Annotated in this window: 23 protein-coding genes; 11 read left to right on the forward strand and 12 right to left on the reverse strand. The window is 62.2% G+C overall.

All coding sequences use genetic code 11. From position 1 onward, the window contains the following. Entirely contained in the window at positions 1–1503 is a 1503-nt protein-coding gene (gene gatB / locus DY201_RS17365) for an Asp-tRNA(Asn)/Glu-tRNA(Gln) amidotransferase subunit GatB (protein ID WP_115733842.1), read from the reverse strand. Positions 1504–1592: 89 nt separating this feature from the next. On the opposite strand from gatB, the gene DY201_RS17370 reads away from it, so the two are divergent. Continuing rightward, the gene (locus DY201_RS17370) at positions 1593–1880 is read left to right on the forward strand and encodes a hypothetical protein (protein ID WP_115732273.1); all 288 of its coding nucleotides are present in this window, start codon (positions 1593–1595) and stop codon (positions 1878–1880) included. A gap of 373 nt (positions 1881–2253) precedes the next feature. Beyond that, entirely contained in the window at positions 2254–2511 is a 258-nt protein-coding gene (locus tag DY201_RS17375; RefSeq protein WP_018427633.1) for a YjhX family toxin, read from the forward strand. Between the two features lie 83 nt (positions 2512–2594). Here the strand turns inward: DY201_RS17375 and DY201_RS17380 are convergent, their stop codons facing one another. After that, complete coding sequence (locus tag DY201_RS17380) at positions 2595–3026, reverse strand: CBS domain-containing protein (RefSeq protein ID WP_115732274.1); 432 nt, start codon at positions 3024–3026, stop codon at positions 2595–2597. A 102-nt stretch (positions 3027–3128) separates the two neighbouring features. Continuing rightward, the gene (locus DY201_RS17385) at positions 3129–3863 is read right to left on the reverse strand and encodes a rhomboid family intramembrane serine protease (protein WP_115732275.1); all 735 of its coding nucleotides are present in this window, start codon (positions 3861–3863) and stop codon (positions 3129–3131) included. A 380-nt stretch (positions 3864–4243) separates the two neighbouring features. Here DY201_RS17385 and DY201_RS17390 point away from each other — a divergent pair, with 380 nt between their 5' ends. Both DY201_RS17390 and DY201_RS17395 read left to right on the forward strand, forming a co-directional pair. Then, entirely contained in the window at positions 4244–4882 is a 639-nt protein-coding gene (locus DY201_RS17390; RefSeq protein WP_115733843.1) for a PAS domain-containing protein, read from the forward strand. 117 nt (positions 4883–4999) lie between these two features. Beyond that, the gene (locus DY201_RS17395) at positions 5000–5617 is read left to right on the forward strand and encodes a PilZ domain-containing protein (RefSeq protein WP_115732276.1); all 618 of its coding nucleotides are present in this window, start codon (positions 5000–5002) and stop codon (positions 5615–5617) included. Here DY201_RS17395 and DY201_RS29520 read toward each other — a convergent pair. Then, on the reverse strand, positions 5598–6017 hold the full coding sequence (locus DY201_RS29520; RefSeq protein ID WP_245432024.1) for a GIY-YIG nuclease family protein: 420 nt from the start codon (positions 6015–6017) through the stop codon (positions 5598–5600). The genes DY201_RS17395 and DY201_RS29520 overlap by 20 nt on opposite strands. A 407-nt stretch (positions 6018–6424) precedes the next feature. On the opposite strand from DY201_RS29520, the gene DY201_RS17405 reads away from it, so the two are divergent. Together DY201_RS17405 and DY201_RS29100 are read left to right on the forward strand one after the other, a co-directional pair. After that, the gene (locus tag DY201_RS17405; RefSeq protein ID WP_115732277.1) at positions 6425–7030 is read left to right on the forward strand and encodes a transglutaminase-like cysteine peptidase; all 606 of its coding nucleotides are present in this window, start codon (positions 6425–6427) and stop codon (positions 7028–7030) included. A 222-nt stretch (positions 7031–7252) separates the two neighbouring features. Then, the gene (locus DY201_RS29100) at positions 7253–7417 is read left to right on the forward strand and encodes a hypothetical protein (RefSeq protein ID WP_165915950.1); all 165 of its coding nucleotides are present in this window, start codon (positions 7253–7255) and stop codon (positions 7415–7417) included. Here the strand turns inward: DY201_RS29100 and DY201_RS17410 are convergent. Then, the gene (locus tag DY201_RS17410) at positions 7414–7947 is read right to left on the reverse strand and encodes a gamma carbonic anhydrase family protein (protein WP_115732278.1); all 534 of its coding nucleotides are present in this window, start codon (positions 7945–7947) and stop codon (positions 7414–7416) included. The genes DY201_RS29100 and DY201_RS17410 overlap by 4 nt on opposite strands. A gap of 208 nt (positions 7948–8155) precedes the next feature. Between DY201_RS17410 and DY201_RS17415 the strand changes: the two genes are divergently transcribed. Next, positions 8156–8890, forward strand: a complete 735-nt coding sequence (locus DY201_RS17415) for a hypothetical protein (RefSeq protein WP_115732279.1) — start codon at positions 8156–8158, stop codon at positions 8888–8890. 45 nt (positions 8891–8935) lie between these two features. Here DY201_RS17415 and DY201_RS17420 read toward each other — a convergent pair whose 3' ends face one another. After that, positions 8936–9139 carry a DUF3126 family protein gene (locus DY201_RS17420; protein WP_115732280.1) on the reverse strand — a complete coding sequence of 68 codons (204 nt, stop codon included), beginning with the start codon at positions 9137–9139 and terminating at the stop codon, positions 8936–8938. 127 nt (positions 9140–9266) lie between these two features. Then, positions 9267–10115 (reverse strand): serine O-acetyltransferase, encoded by an 849-nt coding sequence (gene cysE / locus DY201_RS17425; RefSeq protein WP_115732281.1) that lies wholly within the window; start codon positions 10113–10115, stop codon positions 9267–9269. A gap of 130 nt (positions 10116–10245) precedes the next feature. Between cysE and DY201_RS17430 the strand changes: the two genes are divergently transcribed. Next, entirely contained in the window at positions 10246–11028 is a 783-nt protein-coding gene (locus DY201_RS17430; RefSeq protein ID WP_115732282.1) for an enoyl-CoA hydratase-related protein, read from the forward strand. Between the two features lies 1 nt (position 11029). Then, positions 11030–11620 carry an HD domain-containing protein gene (locus tag DY201_RS17435; protein WP_115732283.1) on the forward strand — a complete coding sequence of 197 codons (591 nt, stop codon included), beginning with the start codon at positions 11030–11032 and terminating at the stop codon, positions 11618–11620. A 3-nt stretch (positions 11621–11623) separates the two neighbouring features. Here the strand turns inward: DY201_RS17435 and DY201_RS17440 are convergent, their stop codons facing one another. From DY201_RS17440 to DY201_RS17450, 3 genes are all read right to left on the reverse strand, one after another. Beyond that, positions 11624–12400, reverse strand: coding sequence for an alpha/beta fold hydrolase (locus DY201_RS17440; protein ID WP_115732284.1), 777 nt, complete (start codon positions 12398–12400; stop codon positions 11624–11626). Between the two features lie 35 nt (positions 12401–12435). Beyond that, complete coding sequence (locus DY201_RS17445; protein WP_115732285.1) at positions 12436–12951, reverse strand: DUF192 domain-containing protein; 516 nt, start codon at positions 12949–12951, stop codon at positions 12436–12438. A gap of 140 nt (positions 12952–13091) precedes the next feature. Further along, positions 13092–13688, reverse strand: a complete 597-nt coding sequence (locus DY201_RS17450; protein WP_115732286.1) for a cold-shock protein — start codon at positions 13686–13688, stop codon at positions 13092–13094. A 219-nt stretch (positions 13689–13907) separates the two neighbouring features. On the opposite strand from DY201_RS17450, the gene gloA reads away from it, so the two are divergent. Then, complete coding sequence (gloA, locus tag DY201_RS17455; protein WP_115732287.1) at positions 13908–14348, forward strand: lactoylglutathione lyase; 441 nt, start codon at positions 13908–13910, stop codon at positions 14346–14348. Between the two features lie 59 nt (positions 14349–14407). On the opposite strand, the gene DY201_RS17460 is transcribed toward gloA, so the two are convergent. Continuing rightward, positions 14408–14947, reverse strand: coding sequence for a DUF1697 domain-containing protein (locus tag DY201_RS17460; protein WP_115732288.1), 540 nt, complete (start codon positions 14945–14947; stop codon positions 14408–14410). Then, positions 14944–16200 (reverse strand): threonine ammonia-lyase IlvA, encoded by a 1257-nt coding sequence (gene ilvA / locus DY201_RS17465; RefSeq protein ID WP_115732289.1) that lies wholly within the window; start codon positions 16198–16200, stop codon positions 14944–14946. Before ilvA ends, DY201_RS17460 begins: the two co-directional genes overlap by 4 nt. A 152-nt stretch (positions 16201–16352) precedes the next feature. Between ilvA and DY201_RS17470 the strand changes: the two genes are divergently transcribed. Further along, positions 16353–17810, forward strand: coding sequence for a TrkH family potassium uptake protein (locus tag DY201_RS17470; protein ID WP_115732290.1), 1458 nt, complete (start codon positions 16353–16355; stop codon positions 17808–17810). Positions 17811–17884: the final 74 nt, after the last annotated feature.

The following is a 17884-nucleotide window of genomic DNA, read 5'->3' on the forward strand; positions in this document are numbered from 1 at the left end:
CTATTCCTCGATGCCGAGCTTGGCCTTGACCAGGTCGTTGACGGCCTGCGGGTTGGCCTTGCCGCCAGTCGCCTTCATCACCTGGCCGACAAACCAGCCCGCCATTGTCGGCTTCGCGCGGGCCTGGTCGGCCTTTTCGGGGTTGGCGGCGATGACGTCGTCAACTGCCTTTTCGATGGCGCCGGTGTCGGTCACCTGCTTCATGCCACGGCTTTCGACCAGTTCCTTGGGGTCGCCGCCCTCGTTCCAGACGATCTCGAACAGGTCCTTGGCGATCTTGCCGGAGATCGTGCCTTCCTTGATCAGGTCGATGATGGCGCCGAGTTGATCCGGCGAAACAGGTGCGTTTTCGATATCCTTGCCGGCCTTGTTGAGCGCGCCGAGCAAATCGTTGATGACCCAGTTGGCGGCCGCCTTGCCGTCGCGGCCGCTCGCCACCTTCTCGAAATAGTCGGCGATCGACTTTTCCGAAACCAGGATCGAGGCATCATAGACCGACAGGCCGAGCGAGGTGACCAGGCGGTCCTTCTTGTCGTCGGGCAGTTCGACGAGGTCCTTGGCGAGCGCGTCGACATAGGCCTGATCGAATTCGAGCGGCAGAAGGTCCGGATCGGGGAAGTAGCGGTAGTCGTGCGCCTCTTCCTTCGAGCGCATCGAACGCGTCTCGCCCTTGTTCGGGTCGAACAGGCGGGTTTCCTGGTCGATCTTGCCGCCGTCCTCGAGAATGGCGATCTGGCGACGTGCCTCATATTCGATGGCCTGGCCGACGAAGCGGATCGAGTTGACGTTCTTGATCTCGCAGCGCGTGCCGAACTCGCCACCCGGACGACGCACCGAGACGTTGACGTCGGCGCGCATCGATCCCTCGTCCATGTTGCCGTCGCAGGTGCCGAGATAACGCACGATGGTGCGCAGCTTGGTGACATAGGCCTTGGCCTCGTCCGACGAGCGCATGTCGGGCTTGGAGACGATCTCCATCAGTGCCACGCCCGAACGGTTGAGGTCGACATAGGACATGGTCGGGTGCTGGTCGTGGATCGACTTGCCGGCATCCTGCTCGAGATGCAGACGTTCGATGCCGATCTCGATGTCCTCGAACTCGCCCTTCCTGTCAGGGCCGACGGAGATGGTGATCTTGCCTTCGCCGACGATGGGCTGCTTGAACTGCGATATCTGATAGCCCTGCGGCAGATCGGGATAGAAGTAGTTCTTGCGATCGAAGACCGACTTCAGATTGATCTGCGCCTTGAGGCCGAGGCCGGTGCGGATCGCCTGCTTGACGCATTCCTCGTTGATGACGGGCAGCATGCCGGGCATTGCCGCGTCGACCAGGCTGACATTAGCGTTCGGCTCGGCGCCGAACGCCGTCGAGGCGCCGGAGAACAGCTTGGCTTCCGAAGTGACCTGGGCATGCACTTCCAGCCCGATGATGACCTCCCAGTCACCGGTGGCACCGGAAATGAAGCGCTTGGCGTCGGGCGTGCGGGTATCGATGATGGACATGGCGGCCTGCGTCATTGGATCGAGAAGATGCGGATCGAGAAGGTGCGAACGCATAGTTTAGTGTGCGCCTTCGCTAGTGCAAACAGCCATTGGAGGCAAGCGTTGCCTGCGCGGCAGACGCCTCGGTTGGCGTTCTCGCCTCACAGCAGGACATCCATCTCGATAGCGATTTCGGCGATCTCGACGACCATTTCACATTCGACGGGCGTTTCGCCGAGCATGCGGGCGATCTCGAATCTTCCTCGATGATCAGGATGCGCGCGCCTAGCTTTGGCTGGGTCGTCATGTCGTTGTCCTGGATAGCAAGACCGCAACTGAACCCTATATCGGACATCGCCATCCGCTTTCGCGAACATGCGCACTCCGAAGCCGAATGATGTGGGCGGCCCCCTGCCCGCCAGGCAATGAGCCCGGCGACACCACTCATCCCAGTTCGGACCGCGACCTGTGTGAAGTAATGTTAAGTCTTGTTGCGGAGCTTTGGCGCTGCTGCGGCGCGACCACCAATCAACGCCCTGCGTCCGTGCCTCAGGACTGGCATTTCCAGGTAATGCCCGCTATATCAGCAGCATCCCGATGGAGTGTGGATGTTTAATCTGGCTGAGTCCCGCTAAGGCCCCGACCTTCCTGAGAAGGCGGGGCATGAAAACCTGAAACCCCGTGCCGCGAGAAATCGTGGCGGCGGCTTTTTGTTTTGGCTGCATCAGCGACTTTGCTGTCGCAGCCTGGTTTTCCAGGACTCATCCAAAAATGGACATATCGCGCATAGAGCAGCGCATTCTGCATCTGCTCGCCCAGGGCGGGCGCATCGAAATCGAAAAAGACGACAACAACAGGATCGAGGACGTGATCTGCCTCACCCGCGAGGGCTGGCGCTATCCCGGCTTCGATCTCGAGCTGTTCCGGAAGCTGAAGCGAAAGAAGGCAGTCGCCTCGTCGCAAGGCGGGCCTTACCGCATCACCAGGGTAGGCCTGAAGCTGGTTCGCCCGGAACTCGACAACAGATAGCCGAACCGCGCTCGGGCGTCGTGCTTGCCAATGGCAGCACGGCGCCCGATGCGTTCAGGTCAGGGTTCTGCCTACCTGCAGGCTCAGGCGGTGGCGATGTATGCCTTGATTTCCTCGGCTTCGCGCTCGACATCTTCAATGCGGCGCTTGACGACGTCGCCGATAGAGACGATGCCATGGAGGTAGCCGTCGCGCTCGACCGGCAGATGGCGGAATCGGCCGACGGTCATGATCTCCATGACCTGGTTCACTGTGTGGTTCTCGTTGCAGATCTTGACCTTGGGAGTCATCACGTCGCGCACCGCCTTTTCTAGGGCGGCGCCACCTTCCTTGCCGATGATACGCACGACGTCGCGTTCGGAAAGGATGCCGACGATCTTGCGGTCGCCATTGGTCACGACAAGGGCACCGATACGGTGTTCGGCAAGAATGCGAACCGCTTCCGACAGCTGTACATTGGGCCCAATGGTAAAAACGTCATGGCCCTTCTTCTCGAGAATTGCCTTCACAGTCATTGTGGCCTCCTGCTGCTGTCGATAAGTCAAGTCACTCCATGCTGGCCCACCGGGCCGACTGCATCGTGCGCCGCATCGGGCTGCATTTCAAGTAAAAGGCGATCAGGCGAACTCGCGCCTGCGGTCGAAAAACCTGATGCCGAGAAAGCCCGCCAGAAAGCCGCCGATATGGGCTTCCCAGGCGATCTGACTGTCGACGCCGGGGGTAAATCCGACGAGTCCGGTAACCAGGTTGATGACCATCCACACACCAAGGAACGTCATTGCTGTCTTTGAGCGGAAGACATCGCGGATCGGCAGCGGTGCACCTGAGAAGGCCGACTTCCCCTGCGAGCGGTCGACCTGGAAGCTGAACCGCGCGGCAGCCCCCATCATGCCCGAAATCGCACCCGATGCCCCGACAAGCGGTGCAGCATCGGTCGAATGCAGCACATAGTGCAACGCCACCGCGGCAAGCGTCGTGACCGCGAAGAACGCGGAGAAGCGCATGTTGCCGAGACGATTGGCAAGCGGCGAGCCGAAGGCCGCCAACCACACCATGTTGATGATCAGATGGGCGAAGCCGCCATGCAGGAAGGCGTAGGTCAGCGGGCTGGTGAACGCCCAGATTTCGAGATCGTATTGCCCGGAGTAGCGGATTGGAATGAAAGCCGCCCGTATCAACAAGGCTACATTCTGGTCGGTGGTGAGGATGTAGATGCGGATAAGATGGATCGCAACGCAAGCAGCGATAATCGCTATGACGATGCCGGGAAGGTTGAACACCGGTTCGCGGTGCTGCGGCTCGGTCTCAATGATTTCGTCGGCGTTGTCGTGGTGGCTTGCTGGGTCGCTCATGCACTTCCGATCCGGTTCCGGTCCGGCATGCGCCAGCCTCGTTCCATCTAGAACAGCCCGGCCGAAAGCGCAAAAAAGAAAGCCGTCCAGGGTTACCCCTGAACGGCTGGTCGAGCCCCCCTGCCCGTCCCCAAATTGACTCTTGACTGAAGTGCTGCCGACCGCGCCTGCGCGGCCACTTCATGGAGTGAATTGAACGTGCCACGTATGCCCGGGCACAGCAATGTAAACCATTTGTTAACCTTAACGACCCCGACCCGTTAACAACTGTTACCAAGACTGGCACGCGTCCTGCTCCGCGCCTCATGTAGTCCTCAAGAATGAAGCGATTCTGTCCAGAGATGGCACATCAGGCACAGAAGCGCTCGGAGCGGAGCAATATGAAACAGAAAGGATCGCTGGCACTGTTCCAATATTGGAACCGCCTTCGCGACGGCCGACCCGCACCCAAACGTACGGAGGTCGAGCCGGCCGAGATCAAGGCCCTGCTTGCAGACACTTTCATCCTCGAACGCGACACCCGCGGCGAAGCGGTCTTCCGCCTCGCCGGCACCCGGCTGTGCGCCACTTTTGGCCGCGAGCTCAAGGGTTTTTCCTTCCCCTCGCTCTGGCGTCAGAAGGACCAAAGGCTGATGGCGCGCCTGGCGTATGGTGTGTTCCAGCAGAAATCAGTTGTCGTGATCAATTTCGAAGGCTTCACCTCGAGCCTGCGTACGACAAGCTTCGAAATGCTGCTGTTGCCGCTGGACGGCGGTGTCGAGAACCCGCGCAGCCTGGGCGTTCTGTCGAGCGTCGACCGGCCGTTCTGGCTCGGCTCCGACCCGCTCACCGATGCCTCGATCGAAAGCGTGCGCGTCGTCGATCCGGACCTGGAGCCGATGTTCCTCAGGAACCGTCCGGCCGTCACGGTGCCCTCGCTCGCACCCAGCGATACAGCCCTTTCCGGCGAACCGAACCCGCTCGATGGCGCGCGTCGCATACGCCATCTGTTCGTTCTCGAAGGCGGACGCGAAGAATAGCGCAGGCGGGCCGCTGTCCCGGCCCGCTGCTAGGCGTTTTGTTAACCTATTTGGCGCTAGTTTCCCGCGATAGCTCCCCGATGCGGTTCGGTGGGAGTTTGCAGATATGAGGGTAACATGAGGCCAGCGGCGATCGACTACGCGCCGTCACGGGCGGAGAGGCGCAACTTCCAGCGCGTCCGCGTGAAGATCTACGGCCGCTTCATGCTGGAGGATCGTACCGAGCATGCCGGCCAGGTCGTCGACATGTCGCCCGGCAACGTCGCCTTCCGCACCGACCGTTCAGGTGCGCCAGGCGAGAAGGTCATCGCTTATATCGACCATATTGGCCGCGTCGAGGGCGTCATCACCCGCACGCTTGCGGATGGTTTCGCCATGACCGTGATCGCGTCCGAGCGCAAGAAGGACAAGTTGGCGGCGCAGCTGACCTGGCTTGCCAACAAGCACGAACTCGACCTGCCGGAAGACCGCCGCCACGAGCGCGTCGCGCCGCGCAACCCGATCAGCGCATTGCAGCTCATGGACGGCAGGCAATATCCTTGCCGCATCATCGACCTGTCGCTTTCGGGCGCAGCCCTCGAGATCGAGGTCAAGCCGGCAATCGGCGTCCAGGTTACGCTCGGCACCATGCGCGGCCAAGTCGTGCGCCACTTTGAAGACGGCGTCGCCATCGAATTCGCCGTCATCCAGCGCCCGGAATCGCTCGACTCCGAGTTCAACCGCCCGCGCACCTGACGGCGCGCCCAGCCTGTTCATCCGTATCGCAGCCCGGTCTTTCACCGAAGCTCGGGCAGCTTGCTTTGGGCTGGACTTCGCGCGCCCGCTTGCGCACCGGAATGAAATGACCGCCCGGCTGCCGTTTCATTCCAGTACAGGTGAACCTTGGACCGTCATAACCGCTCCAACCCCACGGCATGGATCGGCGGGGTCTAAGCAGTGCGCTGAGCTCCTGCTCTGCCCGCGGATGACGAAACGTAGAGGCCGTGCTCAGCAACCGGGCAATCACACCCGAGCCCGCAAAACACTCGTGCCATTCGGGATGGGTCCTCTCGATCAGTTCGACCGTCCACTGGCGTGGCCAGCGCTTGAGCGATTTCTCGCGCTGGATGGCGTCGCGGATGTCGAAGTTCTCCATCCGGTCATCGCGAGAGATTATTCGCGGCAAGGTTGCGCGCAAGGCCTGCCACATAAGCGCACGCCCCGCAGTTGAACCCACCTGGCGACGGCCCACCCCTTCGTCATCCTCGGGCGGAGCAGGAGCGAAGCGAACTGCGGAAGCCGGCCATCCATGCCGTGACGACCAAGCGTCGCAGCACCCGCAGAACAGACAGCCAAACAGTCACCGGCGTTCGCCAGCCAAGCCACCGAGCAAGGCCTGCTGCCAATTCGGTAAAATTGCAATCAAATTCTCTGCAGATTTTATTATTATTCTATTCTTTGTTTCCGTAATTTCTCTCTTGTTTTTACTCAACATCTACTTCGTAGTTTTGCGTCAAATAAATCCACGCCTGTCATTGTCACCTCAAACGGGGAGACAAGAAAATGAACATGCGTCGGGGATGGCTTCTGCTTCTGGCCACGACAATTCAGGCAGGCGCCGTCAGCGCCGCCATGGCGACACCGGCCGTCATGCAGACCAACGGCCGCACCACCCAGCCGGTCGGCCATTACGAGCTGTGCAAGCGCTCGCCGATCGAGTGCAACGAAAAGACCGCCAGCAACAAGCCGGTAGAGCTGACCCGCAGCCTGTGGAAGGCGATGATCGCCATCAACGACAAGGTCAACACCGACGTCGCGCCACGCACCGACATGGAAATGTGGGGCCAGGAAGAAGTCTGGTCCTATCCCGACAACGGTGCCGGCGACTGCGAGGACTATGTGTTGGAGAAGCGCCGCAAGCTGATGGAACTGGGCGTCCCCGCCGGCAACCTGCTGATCACCGTCGTTCGCCAGCCCAATGGCGACGGCCATGCGGTGCTCACCGTGCGCACCAGCCTCGGCGAATACATCCTCGACAATCTCGATACGCGGGTTCTGGCCTGGGACGAGACCGAATACACCTATCTCAAGCGCCAGTCGGAGCGAAACTCGGGCGTCTGGATTGCGATCAACGACGGCCGCGCCGACGCGGTGGCGTCGGTTCGCTAGGCGCTGCAGCCCCGGGCGCGCCCATCAGAGGCGCGCCAAGGCCGCTGGAGCACTTGGAATCGGTGCCTGCCTTCGGAAATCCGGTTCCGGTTTTTCGAGGGCATGCGCTGGCGAGAACCCCGGTCGCGTCCCCACCCTCCCCGTCCCCAACGACCGGGTCTAGGAGCCGGCCCAATCCCCGGGCCGGCTCCGCCTTTTCAGGCAAGCCAGGGAGCGTCAGCCATGCCGCCAGGCAAAGTGGTCAGATTCAACAGGCATCTCGCTGGACGAATTTCCATCGGCGGCCTCGCCCTGGCGCAGAAGACGCCAAAGCCTAGCGGCTTGCTTCAGAGTCTAGGCATCGCAGTGCTGATCGCCACCGCCTTCGCGATAGGCTACGTCGCCTAGTCCGCCACCTTCTTCACCCCGGCGGCAAACCGGCGCTGGTTGGCGACATAATCATCTGCCGACTTGCGCAACCGGTCGGCGGCTGCGTCATCGAGTGTACGGATCACCTTGGCGGGCGAGCCGACGATCAGCGAATTGTCGGGAAATTCCTTTCCTTCGGTCACCAGCGCACCGGCACCCACGAGGCAGTTCCTGCCGATCCTCGCGCCATTGAGCACGATCGCGCCCATGCCGATCAACGAATTGTCGCCGACCGTGCAGCCATGCAGGATAGCCCTGTGGCCGATTGTGCAGCCCTCGCCGATTATGAGCGGAAAGCCCGGATCGGTGTGCATCACCGTATGTTCCTGGACATTGCTGCGGGCGCCGATGGTGATCGGCTCACGGTCGCCGCGGATGGCTGTGCCGAACCAGATGCCGACGTCGCGCCCGATCCGGACATCGCCAACCACCGTCGCGTCGGGTGCGATCCAGTTGGTGGAGCGGTCCTCGAACTGCGGCTCGACCCCGTCGAGAGCGTAAAGCGGCATCGTCAAATCCTCTTCGTTTGCGCGCGCAAACTATGGAGGGCATCGCCACAAGGCAAGCGTGCAGCACGGCCTTAACGCGCCGTTAACCATACGCACGCAATGTCGGTGCGATATCGGGCTCCTGGAAGCAACGGAGCGAAGGTTACCGACCCGGCAAGGCCGACTGTGCGAACCCGCATACGAGCCGCCGCTGCTCTGGAGACATCAGATGAAGCAAGAGGCGACCGAAAGTTCCGGTTTCGACGTCGTCGATTCGGCGCTGATGATGAAGGTCTTCTATGGCTTTGCGGTGCTGGCGGTGCTGGCGGTGCTGTCGGTGGCAATCAGCCTGGGCGGCCGCTGGTTCGGCCACACCATCGCCCTGGCCGGCTATACCGACGAGGTCGCACCACGCGAAATCGTCATCGGCAACGACGTCATTTCCGCCCCTGCCAATATGATCCGGTTCGAGAAAGCCCGCCGCGACGGCATTGCCGGGCGCCTCGACCTCTATCTGCGCTGGCCCGAAATGGACGGCTACAGCGAGGCGGCACGACTGGCATTCAACAATCTCGACGGCCACAAGCGCATCGTCTTCCTCAGCCTCGAGCCGCGCATGATGGCCCGCGACATGAGCGGCCGCCTCGCGCCGATCTACAGCGAACTCACCGTCAAGCCGGGTGTACCCGGCCCGGAGGGCATGACACTGTTCGGTTTCACCGAAAATTCCGGTTATCTGAATGAGGTGCTGGCGGTTGCCTCGCGCAACGGCGAGCCGCCTTTTGTCGCGCGCTGCCTCAGCGGCGCCGAAGCCGAAGAATCTCTGGCGCCTTGCGAGCGCGACGTCTTCGTCGGCAAGGACCTGAGCCTGACCTACAGATTTCCGCGGGAACTTCTGGGAGAGTGGCGTGAGCTGGACCGGGCGGTGACCGGGAAGGCGAATGCCATGCTGCACGTGAAGTAGAGGCCGCGCGAACGTCGCCGCGCGGCGCAGGGGCCGACCGATAGATCAGGCCAGATCGACGTCGAGAATCGCCATCGAGAAATTGTAGTCGCCGTCGTCCTCGTCCTTGAAAACGATGCCGAGGAATTCGTCGCCGATATAGACTTCGGCCGAGTCGTCCTTGCGCGGACGTGCCTTGACCTGAAGGTTGGGGTTCTGGAACTGGCGCTTGAAATAAGCGTCGAGTTTTCGGATTTCTTCCGGCTTCAACTGGCTTCTCCGGCTTGTCGTTAAGAGACGCGCTTCTGACACGCCAACCATGGCGCTGTAAAGGCGAGGCTTCGCTTACCCCCGCGCAAATCGCGCCAGCGCCCGTCATGGGCGTCAGCACCCAACCTCAGATGTCGAAGCTGACGACGTGATCCATCGTCTGCGACGGCAGCAGCTGGTCCATCTGGCTCGACGGGCGGTCACAGCCGGTTTCGCCGACGACGCGCGCCGGAACGCCCGCCACCGTCTTGTTGTGAGGCACGGGCGACAGCACCACCGAACCGGCAGCGATCTTGGAGCAATGGCCGATTTCGATGTTGCCGAGGATTTTGGCGCCGGCGCCGATCAGCACGCCGTAGCGGATCTTGGGATGGCGGTCGCCGCCGGCCTTGCCGGTGCCGCCCAGAGTAACGCCATGCAGGATCGAGACGTCGTCTTCGATGACGGCCGTTTCACCAACGACGAGGCCGGTAGCATGGTCGATGAAGATGCCCTTGCCCATGCGCGCGGCGGGGTTGATGTCGGTCTGGAATACCGAGGACGAGCGGCTTTGCAGGTAGAGCGCAAAATCCCTGCGGCCGCGGTTCCACAGCCAGTGGGCCAGGCGATGCGTCTGGATGGCATGGAAACCCTTGAAGTACAGCACCGGCATCAGATAGCGGTCGCAGGCGGGATCGCGGTCGTAATAGGCCTGGATGTCGGTGCGCACGGTGTCGCTCCACTCCGGCCTGTCTTCGAGCATGGCATAGAATGTCTGGCGGATGAGATCGGCGCCAAGATCCTGATGAGCCAGGCGTTCGGCCAGGCGATGGATCACCGCCTCCTCGAGCGTGTCCTGGTTCAGGATAGTGGCATAAAGAAACGCCGCGAGCAGCGGATCACCCGCCACGGCATCCGTCGCCTCGTCGCGCACCGATCGCCAGATCGGATCGACCGGCTTCAGCGAGCTTGGGCGCGCTGCGGATATGGTGTTCATCGACGGTCTCCGTTCACTGCCGGCTTGTGCAATCCCGCGCGGGACATATAAGCCAGATGTTAGCACGATTGAACTCAATTTTCCTTAGTGCTCGATCAAGTGGATTTGGTTCGCGGATATTCAAGGCGCCATGGAAACTGAACCCTTGCTGGTCTCGACGGCCGACGGCGTAGCCACGATCGTCATCAACCGACCGGCGCGCAAGAACGCCATCACCCAGACCATGTGGATCGACCTGGCCGATCACGTGCTCCGGCTCTCGTCCGGGCCTGACGTCCACGTCATCGTCCTGCGCGGCGCAGGCCAGGATTTTTCCGCCGGCGCCGACATCTCCGAGTTCGATACGCTGCGTGGCGACGCCGACAGCGCGCGTGGCTATGAGGCGACCAACTCAGCCGCCTTTGCCGCCCTTCGCAACAGCACTGTTCCGGTCATCGCCGCGATCCGTGGTATCTGCTTTGGCGGCGGTTTCGGCCTGGCGGCCGCCTGCGACCTGCGGATCGCCACATCGGACGCCCTGTTTGCCGTGCCTGCGGCGCGCCTTGGCCTTGCCTACCCGCAGGATGCGATGGGCGATATCGTCTGGGCCGCCGGCCCGCAGATGGCGAGATATCTCACCTACACCGCCGGCCGCATAGAGGCTCAGACAGCGCTTTCGGCCGGCTTCCTGCTCGAAATCGTCGAAGCCGAGCGCTTCGAAACCCGCATCGGCGAAATCGCCCGGACAATCGCCGAAAACGCGCCGCTGTCGGTGCGCGCCTCCAAGGCCGCCATCCGCGCCGCATTGAGCCACGATGCCGGCGAAGTTGCCGTCGCCCAGTCCGCCGGCGACGCCACCTTCCTGAGCGACGACTATGCCGAGGGCCGCGCCGCCTTTGCCAGCCGGCGCACACCCGTATTCAGGGGGCGGTGAGATGTCTTTGATAAACGACGCCATCAGGGCGGAACTGTCCGCCCTCTATCTCGCCGACGACCGCCACTACCACGGCATCAGGCACATCGAGGCGCTTTTGCGCCTGCTTGCAGAATACCGTTCCCAGTTCGCCGACCCCGACGCGATCGAGGCCGCAATCTGGTTCCATGACGCCGTCTACGACAGTCGCGCCAAGGACAACGAGGCGCAAAGTGCTGCGCTTGCCGCCGAAAAGCTCAAAGGTCAGGTTGACGCCCCTCGCCTTGGCCGCATCATCAAGACGATCGAAGCCACCGCCACCCATGAGGTGCCTGCCTTCGAAGAGGCGACAGCGAAAAGCGACGCAGCCTTGCTGCTCGATATGGATCTATCGATCCTCGGCGCCCCGGCAGACAACTTCGATGCCTATGAAGACGCCGTCAGGCGCGAATATGGCTGGGTCAGGGATACGGATTGGCGCGCCGGACGCGGGGCCGTGCTGCGAAACTTCCTGGCGCGGCCGCGCATCTTCCACACCGACATCTTCGTGGACCGCTTCGAAGCTCAGGCGCGGGCCAATATTAAGCGCTCGCTGGCAAAACTGGGCAGCTGACCCTCAGATCGGATGCTCTGCGTAGAACTCCAGCACACGCTTCTTGAACGTCCTGTCGCCGACGGCCAGCATGTGGTCGCGGCCCTCGATGTCGAAACTCTCGCCATGCGGCATCAGGCGCGCCAGTTCATCAGGCGATCCGGCGATATCGTCCTTGGTGCCGACGGCAACCAGGGCCGGCTGCATGATCCGCCGGATGTCGTTGTCGGGCACCAGTTCGCGCGAAGTTGAGATGCAGGCGGCGAGCGCCTTCCTGTCGCTGCGTGTCTGATCGGCGAAGGCACGGAACATCTTGGCCCGTGGCTGCGTGATGGCGGCGGGATCCTCGGCCAGCAATGCGGCCGCGATCGGGTCCCACTCACCGACACCGTCGACCATGCCGATGCCAAGGCCGCCGAACACCAACGTCGCCACCCGGTCGGGAGCTTCAAGCGCCATGAATGCCGAGACGCGAGCACCCATCGAATACCCCATGACATGGGCCCGCTCGATGCCGAGATGGTCGAGGAGCGCCACGGCATCGCCGGCCATCTTGTTCGGCGTATAGTCGGCCTCGTTGTAGCTCTTGGTCGAGCCGCCATGACCACGATGGTCGAAGGCGATGGCACGGTATCCCGCTTCGGTCAGCGTCTTGAACCAGCCCGGCGACACCCAGTTGACGAAGTGGCTGGAGGCAAAGCCATGGATCATCAGCACCGGATCGCCGCTGCCGGCGCCGGTCGGCGGCAGGTCGAGATATGCCAGGTCGAAACCTTCATGGGAAAAATGCTCGAGTGCCATCGTTGCTCCGAATGGTCTTTGGCCGAGGTCTGGCGTCAGCCCGGATTGCCGGCCGCCGCCGCTATCGCCCGATGCTTGAGCATAACGCCGTCGGCGATGCCGGTCCTGGCGGCAGTGCCTGCCTTAAGCTCGAGCACGAAGCGCGCCGGCTCGTCGGGCGCGATCACGGCCTCGGAAAACGGCGTGCCGGGCAAGATGTCGAGCACCTTGCCGTCGGAACCAACAAAGACCAGGTCGAGCGGCAGCGGCGTGTTCTTCATCCAGAAGCCGACCGGCTGGGTCTGTTCGAACACGAACAGCATGCCCTGGTCGTCGGCGAGGTCCTTGCGGAACATCAGCCCCATCGAGCGTTCGCCCGGTTCGTCGGCAATCTCGATGCGGAAAGACACGTCGCCTTTGGCGGTCGCGGCGATCAGCGGCTCGGCATCGACGGGCAGCGCCATCGCCTGTTGTGCGGCAACTGGTCCAGTCAGAGCAAATGAAACGACGAAAGCGACCGCAAGCAGCGCAGCGCCGAAGGCTCCAGCCAGCAACGATTTTCGTATGATCATCAAATCCATCATCGGGGCGCGTTGGCGTTTCTGGTCAGGCCGATCCGAAAATGGTGGATTTCAAGAACCGGAACGGACACCCGATTCCGTGATGCCGAAAGCGCCGAAAACCGCCATTTGCAGGCCGCCTCACCTGAGAGCTAGTGCGAAACCGGCAAGGTCCCTAGATCGGGGTGAATTTCGGCAGCCATAAGGCCTTTGTCGCCCTTGCCGAAACGAACCAGCACCACCTGCCCCGGCCGAAGCTCGGTGACGCCGAAGCGACGCAGCGTTTCCATGTGGACGAAGATGTCCTCGGTGCCTTCACCGCGCGTCAGGAAGCCAAAACCCTTGGTACGGTTGAACCACTTGACCAGCGCGCGCTCGAGCCCACTTTCCGGCGTGACCGAGACATGAGTGCGCTGTTCCTGCATTTCGGCGGGATGCACGGCGGTCGAATTGTCGATGGAGAGGACGCGGAAGGCCTGCAGGCCGCGGTCGCCCTGCTTGACCAGGCAAACGACGCGCGCGCCTTCGAGCGCCGTCTGGAAGCCGTCGCGGCGCAGGCAGGTGACATGCAGCAGCACGTCGCTGCCAATTCCGTTGTCGGGAAGAATGAAGCCGTAGCCCTTGGCCACGTCGAACCATTTGATGGCGCCTGAAAGCTCGACCAGACCGACACCGTCGTTGCTGTCGTCGATCTCGAAAGCGTCACGGCCAGTGCCGTTCTGCACCACGAGAGAGGCCTTTTCCCCCATCAGAACGCCCCCTTTCCTTGCAAACGCCATTACTGATTCTTGAGATAAGATTAACACTTCCGTTTTGGTCTTACGCAAGGGCCGACCGGCCATTTTTCGACTTGCCCCCCGGATAGACACAAGCTTCGCGCCAGTTCCGCAGAAAACGCACGGCCATGGTTGCCGAGCGTGCAGGCCCCGCCCTATGTATCGCGCCGAACCCCAACTCAAGGAACAGCGATGCGCTATCTGCACACCATGGTCCGCGTCAAAGACATCGACGCCTCACTGGACTTCTACTGCAACAAGTTCGGCATGAAGGAGGTCCGTCGTTCCACCAACGAGAAGGGCCGCTACACGCTGATCTTCCTCGCCGCCTCCGAAGACGAGAGCACGGGTACCTCGTCGCAGGCGCCGCTGCTCGAACTGACCTTCAACTGGGATACGGAAGACTATCAGGGCGGGCGCAATTTCGGTCACCTCGCCTATGAGGTCGACGACATCTACGCCACCTGCCAGGACCTGATGAACAAGGGCGTCACCATCAACCGGCCGCCGCGCGACGGCAACATGGCCTTCATCAAGTCGCCCGACGGCATCTCGATCGAGCTGCTGCAGAAGGGCGACCGCCAGGCACCGGCGGAACCCTGGCTGTCGATGCCCAACATCGGCAGTTGGTAACAGCGCCGGCCAAAACCGGGACCGGCTTTCGAAAGCACGACATACCGGGGGGAAAGCCCTCAGGCCTTCTGGGCCATGTCAAGCAAGGTCAGCACGGTGCGCCAGTTGCGCATCGTGCCCGGCACCTTGAGGGTGCGCGGCAGCACTTCGGCGAATTTCGATTTGCCGAGACCATCGGGCGCGTGAAGGTAGAGCACGTCGCCCTTGACCGCGAAGCTTTCAGGACCGGTGCAGCGCTCCGCCAGCCGCGCGATCTCTTCGGCGGTCGGCTCACGCTCCAGCGCACTCGCATGCAGCTTGGTGTGATCCCCGGCCACTTCGGGATATGGATTGTTCGCCACCAGCGCCTCGAGCCAGTCGAGGTCGCGCACCATGAGGCGCGAACGAAAGCCCCAGCGCTTTTCGAAAGCCGTCTCGATCCCATCGGTCAGGGCGCCGGCATGGGCAGCCTCGGCCCTGAACACCACATTGCCGCTCTGGATGTAGGTCGCAACATCGGCAAAGCCGAGTTCAGTGTAGAATGCGCGGAGTTCAGCCATCTTGACGATGCGGTTGCCGCCGACATTGATGCCGGAAAACAGCGCGACGAACACGCTCATATGATGAAGCCGCCCAGCGTCTCGTTGTCGGTGATGTCCTGGTACTGCACGCCCTCGACATCGAAGCGTGCCTTGAGCAGGTCGAAATTCCGCCGGTCCTTGGTCTCGATGCCGATCAGCACCGAGCCGAAGTTCCGCGCCGATTTCTTGAGATATTCGAAGCGTGTGATGTCGTCGTCCGGCCCCATGAGCTCGAGGAAGTCGCGCAACGCACCGGGGCGCTGGGGAAAGCGAATGATGAAGTACTTCTTCAGCCCCTCGAACCGCAGCGCCCGCTCCTTGACGTCGGGCAGGCGCTCGAAGTCGAAATTGCCGCCCGACACAACCGCCACCACGGTCTTGCCCTTGAGCTCCTTCTTCGAAAAGTCCTTGAGCGTGTCGATCGCCAAAGCGCCTGCCGGTTCCAGCACCACGCCCTCGATATTGAGCATCTCGATCATCGTGGCGCAGAGCCGGTTCTCCGGAACCAGATGGACGCTATCGGCCGGAAAATCCTTGAGCAGCCGCAGCGGCTCGCGACCGAGTTCGCCCACGGCAGCGCCGTCGACGAAATTGTCGACCTTGGCGAGCTTCACCCGCTTGCCGGTTGCGAGGCTGTCGCGCAGGCTCGGCGCGCCGGCGGGCTCACAGAAGACGAAGCGGGGCTTAGCACCTGTTTCGGCGAAGTAGCGCGTCACGCCGGCCGACAATCCGCCGCCGCCGACAGGCAACAGCACCATGTCGGGGGCACGCCCGTTCGGCATCTGCGCGGCGATCTCGAGCGCGACGGTCGCCTGCCCTTCGATGATGTCCTTGTGGTCGAATGGCGGCACCATGTGACCGCCAGAGCTTTCGCAGAACTCCAGGGCGGCGCGATAGCAGTCGTCGAAGAAGTCGCCGACCAGCTTGATCTCGACGAACTCGCCGCCGAACAGCCTTGTCTTGTCGATCTTCTGCTGCGGCGTGGTCACAGGCATGAACACCACGCCGCGCTTGCCGAAATGCCGACAGACGAAGGCAAAGCCCTGGGCGTGATTGCCGGCCGAAGCACAGACGAACAGTTCGGCCTCGTTGCCGGCGGCAAGTGTCTTGCGGAAGAAATTCAACGCGCCGCGAATCTTGTAGGAGCGCACCGGGGTCAGGTCTTCGCGCTTCAGCAGCACGCGCGCGCCAGTCTTGCGCGAGAGATAGTCGTTCTCCTGCAGCGGCGTTTCGGGAAACAGCTGCCTCACCGCCCCGGCTGCCAGCACAACCCTTTCGGCAAAACTGGTCATGGCTTGGGCACTCCTGAAATCGACCGGGCAAATGCTGTGGCCCGCGCCCCCGCGCTATTGCATATTCGGCGCCGTGAAGCCACTGTCCGGCTCCCGCCGCCAGGTTCAGGCCGACAGATTGGCTCGCCGCGATACATTGGGGATACGTCTCGGTGAACAGAATTGCCGTCCGCGCCGCGATCCACATCGCAGCCGTCTTTGCCATCTACCTGTCTGTTGCGATGCTCCTGCCGGCGGCTGTCGACCTCTACTACGGCAATGACGACTGGCGTTCCTTCGCCTTCACGGCCCTGTTCATGGGCGGGCTTTCGCTGGCGATCGCGCTCGCCACGCAGGGCCGCGTGCCGCCGGCCAACACCCGCTTCGGCTTCCTTCTGGTCAATTTCCTCTGGATCACGCTGGCGATCGCCGGGGCCGTACCGTTCATGACCTCGTCGCTCGGCCTGAGCGTCACCGATTCCTTCTTCGAATCGGTGTCGGGCGTCACCACCACCGGCTCGACAGTCATCAATGGCCTGGACACGGCACCGCCCGGCATCCTGCTGTGGCGCTCGCTGCTCAGCTTCATGGGCGGTCTCGGCGTCATCGCCCTCGGCCTGTTCCTCTTGCCGTTCCTCAACATCGGCGGCGTGTCCTACTTCAAGATCGAATCCTCCGACATCGAGGACCGCCCGTTCGAACGTTTCCAGACCTTCACCGTCTCGCTGATCGGCATCTACACGGTGCTGGTCGTCGCCTGCACTATCTCCTATGTCGCCGCCGGCATGGAGGGTTTCCACGCCGTCAACCACGCCATGTCGACGGTCGCGACAGGCGGTTTCTCCACCCACGACACCTCGTTCCTGCGCTATGCCGACAACCCTGCCATCCTGTGGACCGGCATCATCTTCATGTTCATCGGCGGCCTGCCGTTTTCGATCATGATCCTGTTTGCCGTGCGTGGACGGCTCGATGCACTGCGCGACCCGCAGATCCGCGTCTATGCCGGCTACTGCATCGTCTTTGCCGTCGCCGTCGCCATTTACCTGCGCGTCAACATGGGAATGCCGTTCTTTACAGCGCTGACCCACTCGACGTTCAACCTGATGTCGATCATCACTACCGCCGGCTTTGCCAGCGACGACTACAATCAGTGGGGGCCGTTCGCCATCGGTTGCATCTTCGTGGCCACCTTCCTCGGCGGCTGCTCCGGCTCGACCACCGGCGGCATCAAGGCCTACCGCTTCCTCATCCTGTTCGAGCTGTTGTCCAACGGTCTGCGCCGCCTGATCTACCCCAATACGGTGACTCCTGTGCGCTATGGCGACCGCACGGTGGCACCCGAGATGCAGAGCGCGGTGGTGCTGTTTATCGCCTCCTTCATGGTGCTCTGGGCCATCACCATCGTATTGCTCAGCGCCACCGGGCTCGATTTCATCACAGCCGTCACCGGCTCGCTGACCTCACTCACCAATGTCGGTCCAGGCCTCGGCCCGACTATCGGCCCGGTCGGCAATTTCTCCTCGCTGCCTGACGCCGCCAAGTGGATCTGCTCGGCGGCGATGCTGCTGGGTCGTCTCGAAATCCTGGCCGTCCTGGTGATCTTCACGCCAACTTTCTGGGGTCGCTAACTCTGTGAACTCTGGTGCGGAAACCCTTGTTTTCGCCACAATTTCGGCAATCCGGCAACACTCGTCCACCGACT

Source organism: Aminobacter aminovorans (genome assembly GCF_900445235.1).
GTDB classification, from domain to species: Bacteria; Pseudomonadota; Alphaproteobacteria; order Rhizobiales; family Rhizobiaceae; genus Aminobacter; species Aminobacter aminovorans.